This window comes from Peribacillus sp. NPDC058002, from assembly GCF_042886655.1.
In the GTDB taxonomy this organism is placed as follows: domain Bacteria; phylum Bacillota; class Bacilli; order Bacillales; family DSM-1321; genus Peribacillus; species Peribacillus aracenensis.
On sequence record NZ_JBHVQU010000209.1, the window covers coordinates 1 to 6,129 of the forward strand.

General features: G+C 43.9%; 5 protein-coding genes. All 5 read right to left on the reverse strand.

The genetic code is table 11. The features are described 5' to 3' along the window. Positions 1–556: GNAT family N-acetyltransferase, cg3035/Rv0428c family (locus ACFVSH_RS21710; protein ID WP_387707768.1), on the reverse strand; the 556-nt coding region annotated here is incomplete at its 3' end. A gap of 216 nt (positions 557–772) precedes the next feature. Further along, positions 773–1,180 (reverse strand): DUF350 domain-containing protein, encoded by a 408-nt coding sequence (locus tag ACFVSH_RS21715; protein ID WP_098370024.1) that lies wholly within the window; start codon positions 1,178–1,180, stop codon positions 773–775. Positions 1,181–1,245: 65 nt separating this feature from the next. Then, positions 1,246–3,600 carry an endonuclease MutS2 gene (locus ACFVSH_RS21720; protein WP_387707769.1) on the reverse strand — a complete coding sequence of 785 codons (2,355 nt, stop codon included), beginning with the start codon at positions 3,598–3,600 and terminating at the stop codon, positions 1,246–1,248. Between the two features lie 35 nt (positions 3,601–3,635). Beyond that, positions 3,636–5,354 carry a DNA polymerase/3'-5' exonuclease PolX gene (gene polX / locus ACFVSH_RS21725; protein WP_387602515.1) on the reverse strand — a complete coding sequence of 573 codons (1,719 nt, stop codon included), beginning with the start codon at positions 5,352–5,354 and terminating at the stop codon, positions 3,636–3,638. 210 nt (positions 5,355–5,564) lie between these two features. Beyond that, positions 5,565–6,110 (reverse strand): CvpA family protein, encoded by a 546-nt coding sequence (locus ACFVSH_RS21730; RefSeq protein WP_260285364.1) that lies wholly within the window; start codon positions 6,108–6,110, stop codon positions 5,565–5,567. Between the last annotated feature and the right edge of the window lie 19 nt (positions 6,111–6,129).

Below are 6,129 nucleotides of genomic sequence, written 5' to 3' on the forward strand. Positions count from 1 at the left end.
GGTACAGGCCTATGTATTCGTCTTCCAAAACGCCCAGTCCACATGCTGTCACGGTTCCACCCTCATCAGTCAACAACATAAAGCATTTTTTTTGGATGATATTCCCTAACATCTTTTTCAGAATGGGTTGATCATGATCATTCATTTTACTTAGTAGGCAGAAATCATGAAACCAGTGATCATGTAAATGATCATACTTTATGACATTGATTTCATTCAGTGATTCTGTTTCTGCCAAATTCAATACTTGGACACTCGTTGTTCCCTCCAGGACATACCCAGACTCCTCCAATACACTATCCAAGTTGTGGGGCTTTGACTGTGGAGTCATTTTGTATATCGCCTTACCATTCCTAGCAAAATATAATTGTTCACAATTCAATACTTTCTTTTTCACATTTTCATACGATAAATAGATGGGGGCGATAGAATTCGCCCGTTTCATATATCCATCCGCAAATCGGATAACCCATCCGTCATAGATTTGGGTTTGCATGGCCGGTAAAGCATTCAGCGATAATTCTTCTATCTTTTGTATCAATTTGGACTGATCCATAATCCTCCTCCTATTTTAGAAAAGTCTATTTGACCATTATTATTATACATGCCACCACCCACTCTTTTTAATTGAACTCAAATAAAAGAAGCGGCATAATGGCCGCTTCAGTTGAAGAATGTCATATAAATGATTCCAAACAGAAAAAAGATTCCGCAACAAACAATTAGGACTTTTGCTAGTTTCTCCACAGCTTACTCCCTCTCATGAAGGGCATTAAGAAATCCCTGCGCCGATGACAAAAGATAATGCGATTGATATGATCATCGATAGGAATCCAACTGCCCGATTATCTTTTTGTATCTCTTCATCTATTTTAAATCCAGGAGTCATAAATTCAAAAATGAAATAACCGATCAATAGCAGGACAAATCCGTATACGCCCCAGCCAATCATGGTAATAAGCGAATTCTGATGGAGAATGGACTGTTGGAATACATAGGCGATCCCAAATATTTTACCACCTGTTGCCAACGCGACGGAAAGGTTTCCTTGTTTGATTTCCTCCCAGTTCTTGTACTTTGTGACAAGTTCAAAAATGGCTAAAAAAACAATCATGCACAGAATAACGACACTGTAACGAGCAGCTATATATACATATTCATTTTCCCACATGTTCACCATGGTCCAACTCCCGAATGGTAACTAGCCACCCGGCTTGACTGAATGGCCGGAGTGACCGCTTTCCTTTATTTAAATTCCACCACCGTAACACCTGTTCCGCCTTCACCGGCTTCGCCGAAGCGAATCCTTTTGACAGAGCGGTGATTTTTCAAGTATTCCTGGACCCCGGACCGAAGAGCACCCGTTCCTTTACCATGAATGATGGAGACACTCGAATAACCGGCCAAAAGAGCATCATCAATGTACTTTTCCACTCTTGATATTGCATTTTCAAAGCGTTCTCCACGGAGGTCAAGTTCGACGCTAACGTGATAATCGCGGCCTTTGATCGTGGTGAGGGGCTTTGTTTCTTTTACTTTTGTGGTCTTGATGAATTCCAGGTCAGACTCCTTCACCTTCATTTTCATGATGCCGATCTGAACCTGCCATTCATTATTTGAGACCTTCTCGATCAAGTGACCTTTTTGACCGAAGCTTACGACCTTTACTTCATCTCCAGGTTTCAAGCTTTTATCCAGCGGCCTTGCAGCTTTATTTGATGTTTTTTTCACTTTTGGCGCTGCTTCTTCAAGCCGCTTTTTGGCATCGATCAGTTCATGCTCTTTAACATCGGCATGCTTTTCAAGTCGCAGATTACGTAAGTCGGCAATAATCGCTTCCGCTTCCTTTTGTGCATTTTCAACGATTGCCGCTGCCTCTTTTGCTGCCTTTTCAACCATCGCATCCCGTTCTTCATGGTATTCATCAATTTGCCTTTGAAGGTCTTTATGAAGAATTTCCGCTTGTTCCAGGTGATTCTTGGCTTCCTGTTCTTCTTCTTCGGCCTTTTTACGGCTGTCTTCAAGGGACGCTATCATATTCTCAACTTTATTCGTATCCTCACCAATATGGCTGCGGGCGCTGCTTATCACGCTTTCTTCCAAACCAAGCCGTTTGGAAATTTCAAACGCATTACTCCTACCTGGTACACCGATCAAAAGTTTATAGGTGGGACTCAAGGTTTCCACATTAAATTCGACGCTTGCATTAATGACGCCTTCCCGATCATATCCATACGCTTTTAATTCCGGGTAATGTGTCGTTGCGATCACACGTGCTCCGCGTTTATACACTTCATCCAAAATGGAAATGGCCAAAGCAGCACCTTCCTGTGGATCAGTTCCCGCTCCAAGCTCATCGAATAAAACAAGGCTGTCATAATCGACATGCTTAAGGATATCGACAATATTGACCATATGCGAGGAGAATGTACTTAAGCTTTGTTCAATCGACTGCTCATCGCCAATATCGGCATAAACGGAGGAAAACACAGCCGTTTCGGAACCATCCAGCGCAGGGATTTGCAGACCGGACTGGGCCATTAACGTACAGAGGCCAATCGTTTTCAGGGTAACCGTCTTACCACCTGTATTCGGACCGGTGATGACGATTGTCGTAAATTCATCACCAAGAAAAATATCATTGGCCACGACAACATCACTCGGAATGAGCGGGTGTTTCGCTTTGAATAATTTCACGCGCCCCTCATCATTCAGAATCGGCTTGGATCCTTTTATCGCTTTTGCATACTTAGCCTTGGCGACAAGGAAATCGATTTGGGCAAGCACTTTGACATTATGAAGCAATTCAGGAGTGTAAGCACCGACTTTTTCCGATAGTTCGACCAATATCCGTTCTATTTCCTGCGTTTCCTTCACTCGGGTTTCCTGCAGGACATTATTCAGCTGAACGATTGCTTGCGGTTCAATGAACAACGTCTGCCCTGATGAGGATTGATCATGGATGATCCCGCCATACACACTCCGGTATTCCTGTTTTACCGGGATGACGAATCGGTCATTCCGGATGGTGATGATGGCATCGGATAACATTGTTGATGCATTGGAAGAACGGATCATGCTTTCTAGTTTTTCCCTGACGCGGCTTTCGTTCGTCCGAATTTGGTTTCTTAGGGTGCGAAGCTTGTCGCTGGCAGAATCCATCACTTCGCCATGTTCGCTTATTGCATACGTAATTTCCTGCTGCAAATCTATCAATGGATGAAGGGAATCAATATATTCAGCCAAAAGCGGAACATCAATTTCCTGCTCTGCAAGTTCTTCAAAGAAACGGCTAAGGATCCTGCCGGCACGAATCGTACTCGCAAGTTCCATCAATTCCATCGGTGAGAGCATTCCGCCAATCTGTGCCCTTTTTGCATGCGGACGGATATCAAAAATCCCGCCCAATGGCAAGTTACCTTTCAACCGGACGATTTTGGCTGACTCATCCGTTTCTTCCTGCCATCTCGACACCTCTTCAAAATCCGTGGAAGGCATCAATTGCTCTGCCTTCTCTTTTCCTATGGATGAGGATGCGTGTGAAATTAATTGTTCTTTTATTTTATGAAATTCCAATGTCTTTAAAGCTTTATTATGCATGGAGTTAAAGCTCCTCCTTATTTATGGGCAAATAGTTAATCATTTCTCTTTAAAAACGCCAATAATCCGTCCGTATCCCTTGCATTAAGAACCGTTGATTCTTTAATCCAGCCTTTTTTGGCTGATGAAACCCCAACAGGCATATGTTCAAGCATGTCGATGCTGTGGGCATCCGTATTGATCACGATCGGAACGCCTGCTTCCTGTGCCTTGCGCAGATGGGGAGGTGCCAAATCCAATCGGTTCGGGTTCGCATTCAATTCCAAGGCAGTATTCGTTTCACGGGCCAGTTCGATCAGCATCTCTATATCAACATCATATCCGGTTCGTCTGCCGATGATCCTTCCCGTTGGATGGGCAATGATATCTACATGCGGATTATTCAAAGCCGTTTTTAAGCGCTCCATGATCGTTTCCCGAGGCTGTGAAAAGCTAGAGTGAATCGATGCGATCACCAAATCAATCTCTGCAAGCAGCTCATCGTCATAATCAAGGGTCCCATCAGGAAGTATATCCATTTCAATCCCTGAAAGAACGGTAAAGTCAGCGTATTTTTCATTTAGCTCATGGATGATACGTTTTTGTTCACGCAATCGTTCCGCGGTCAAGCCGTTCGCCACTTTCAGATATTGCGAATGATCAGTGATGGCCATATACCGGTACCCTTTTGCACGGCATGCTTCTATCATTTCTTCAATCGTATGGGCACCATCACTCCATGTGGTATGCATATGCAGGTCACCTTTTATGGATTCTAAAGATATGAGAGGTTCATTAGCATCATAATGCTCCACTTCCGTTCCGTCTTCACGCAGTTCTGGCGGAATGAAAGGAAGACCAAAATGATTATAAAATTGTTCTTCCGTTTCAAACGTCAATATATCACCGGTTTCAGCCACTTCCACCCCATATTCGCTGATTTTCTCGCCGCGATCTTTAGCAAGCTGGCGCATCCGCACATTGTGATCCTTCGAACCTGTAAAATGATGGAGTGTCGTGATGAATTCCTGATCCTTCACGATTCGGAAATCGACAGAAATATCATATTCATAATCAAGCACGACCGATACTTTTGTATCACCTGCTGCAATCACCTGCTTTATTCCCGTTAATGCAAGCAGTTGATCCTTAACTTCTTCGGGATGATCTGTCGAGATGATGAAATCGAGGTCCTTGATGGTTTCCCTCATACGCCGGATGCTGCCGGCCCTGGAAGAACGGATGATGTATTCCATGTTAGCAAGGGCCGTTTCAATATCATCCGCAATCGGCCTCATGAAGGCAAGGGGCAGCCGGTCGGGCCTTGAACCCGCTTCGGCAATTGCAGACAGGATCTTCTCTTCCGTCTTTTTGCCGAAACCGGCAAGCGCCGCGACCCTGCCTTCTTCACAGGCGATTTTAAGATCATTCACATCATTGACATGCAGCTCTTTATGAAGCTTGGCAATTTTCTTCCCGCCCAGACCTTGAAGCTGCAGAAGCGGAATCAATCCTTTTGGCACCTGCTCCTGCAGCTCTTCAAGTACGGTCGATTTCCCCTCATTCATATACTCTTCGATGACGGAGGCCGTTCCTTTCCCGATTCCATTTAAAGCGGTAAAGTCCTCGATGGCCGAAAGGCTCCGGTCATCCGTTTCCAAGGCGCCCGCTGCCTTCCGGAAAGCTGAAACCTTGAACGGGTTCTCTCCTTTTAGTTCCATATATATTGCAATCTTTTCTAATAGTTTAATGATATCTTTTTTATTAATTGTCATTTAATCCACCGCCCAAAAAATTAGTAGGGTGTCCATTGTTCACTTTCTTAAAGATACCTTTCTTGGAGGTAAAGTACAAGCAGTCAGGTTCTTAACTTTCGAATCAAATAGGGGGAAGTTACATCCTGCCACATAAAAAGGGGCCTCCCCCGTTCAAAGTATGGGAATCCAGGACTTTGAGAAAGGGAGACAGGCCCTCTTATACTGACATTAAGATTGTTTTACACCCTGAAACCAAAGTTCCTTCACTTGCTCGGAAAGGAACGGCGTATGTTTCACGATCGATTCTGCCAGAAATGAGCCAGTTAATGGTTTCTGGATGGAATCTATTGGCAGCATGGCAGCTATATATAATATAATAAACATGATAAGATAGACTTCGAGAAAACCCAATATCCCTCCACCCCAGCGATTCAGCTGCTTTAATATCGGTAGGTGGGTGATGAAATTGAGCATGGATCCTATCATTTGCCAAAGGATCTTGGCAGCAAAGAAAATGATTGCAAAGGCAATTGCATTGTAATATGCCGTATCAAGCCCGACTGTATCGAAAAACATATTAAGGGCCGAGGAATCACCCATCGTTGGGAACGGGATCCACAATTTCAAATTGGGAGCAAGATCTCCGTAAAATACATAAGCGACGATGAAGGCTACAATGAACCCTGTCATATGAACCGCTTGTAAAATGAAGCCACGCTTTAAACCGATTAATAAACCGATTAAAAGAATGGCCAGAATTGCTAAATCAAGCATGTACTCAGTCCTTCTCTCT

Coding starts and splice junctions, on each gene's coding strand:
- polX (WP_387602515.1), bottom strand. CDS start 5,354: ATGACAATTAATAAAAAAGATATCATTAAACTATTAGAAAAGATTGCA.
- ACFVSH_RS21730 (WP_260285364.1), bottom strand. CDS start 6,110: ATGCTTGATTTAGCAATTCTGGCCATTCTTTTAATCGGTTTATTAATC.
- ACFVSH_RS21715 (WP_098370024.1), bottom strand. CDS start 1,180: ATGGTGAACATGTGGGAAAATGAATATGTATATATAGCTGCTCGTTAC.
- ACFVSH_RS21720 (WP_387707769.1), bottom strand. CDS start 3,600: ATGCATAATAAAGCTTTAAAGACATTGGAATTTCATAAAATAAAAGAA.